The sequence below is a fragment of the Micromonospora sp. NPDC051924 genome (genome assembly GCF_055586005.1).
On sequence record NZ_JBVJJA010000113.1, the window covers coordinates 1 to 1,485 of the forward strand.

Consider the following 1,485-nt stretch of genomic DNA (forward strand, 5'->3'; position numbering starts at 1 on the left):
CGCGGCGGTCCGATCTTCGAAGCCTCGGAGTACGCGTACAACAACGACCGGCGGGACTACAACCTGCCGAAGCTGGTCGTCACCTACGGGCGGCCGGGCGTCGGGGTGAACCCGCCGACCACGATCACCTCCACCGGCGCGGTCCTCGACTGGCCGGCGTACGTGGACCCGTCCACCGCCACCGGTGACGACATCGTCGAGTACCAGGTGCACCGCAGCATCCACCAGAACTTCACGCCGTCGGCGGCGACCCTGATCGCGCCGGTGTCGTCGGCCACCCGGTCGTACCAGGACACCACGGCGGTGCCGACGGCGGCGGACAACACCGACCCGATGGCGCGGAAGTTCTACTACTACATGGTCGCGGTGAAGACGCGCGACGGGCAGGTGATCGCCGGGCCTTCGCAGCCGGCGATGCTGCCCAAGGCCGGGCAGATCACCCGGATCTACCGCACCGGCCAGACCGACACCACACTCTCCCAGACGCGTCCGACCGAGAATGTGGACGTCTACGACGGTGACCCGTACGTCAGCCCGGGCAACAACTCGTCCTACTACGGCGACACCCGCGGCCTGATCAAGTTCGGCAGCCTCACCGGCATCCCCACCACCGCGAATATCGTGGGCGCCGAGCTGCGGATGTACAACACCTACCTGTATCCCGGCACGGACACGAACGAGTACGTCGACGTCTACAAGCTGACCAAGAACTTTACCGAGACGAAGGCGACCTGGGGCACCTACGACGGCACCAACGCGTGGGCTGCTCCGGGTGGTGACTACGACACGTCGTGGAAGGCCAGCTTCAACGGGTTCACCAACGACCCCGAGTGGGAGACCTGGGACGTCACCCCGGCCGTGGACGGCTGGGTGAAGAACTCGGCGACCAACTACGGTCTCCTGCTACGTCAGCGGGACGAGACCAACCAGACCGCACGGGCGATGCTGCTGTCCTCCGAAGGCGCCGAGCCGCTGCTGCGCCCGACGCTGGAGGTCACCTACCTGGAGCAGACCGCGGAGTCGACCTACTACGCCGCTTCCACGCCGGCCCTGGCCACCGCAGACTCGACCTACGCCGTCCCGGTCACCCTGTCGAACCCCACCCTGACGGCGTGGAACCCGACCGACTGGGAACTGGCCTACGACTGGAAGCGGGCCGACGGTGTCACCGACGGCGCCGACGCCAGCTACGAACTGAAGACCGCCCTGCCCGCCACCATCCCGGCAGGCGGCACCCTCGACGTGTCCGCGCAGGTGAAGACCCCGCCGTCGTCGACGGAGGGCAACAAGCGCACCGACTACGTCCTGCAGTGGGACCTGCGCAACAAGCTCACCGGCAAGAAGCTGTCCGAAACCACCCCGGCGATCCAGCCGCTGCCGCAGAACGTGGCGGTGGAGGAGCCGACCTCCGACCAGCTCGGTCTGGAGAAGTTCTACTCGTACGCGGGGAAGAACACCGGCGCCGGCGGCACCCTGATGAACAAC

At 67.3% G+C, this 1,485-nt stretch carries 1 protein-coding gene; it reads left to right on the top strand.

From position 1 onward, the window contains the following. A partial coding sequence (locus ACZ6S5_RS34855) for a DNRLRE domain-containing protein (RefSeq protein WP_466006547.1) occupies window positions 1–1,485 on the top strand: 1,485 nt, incomplete at both ends.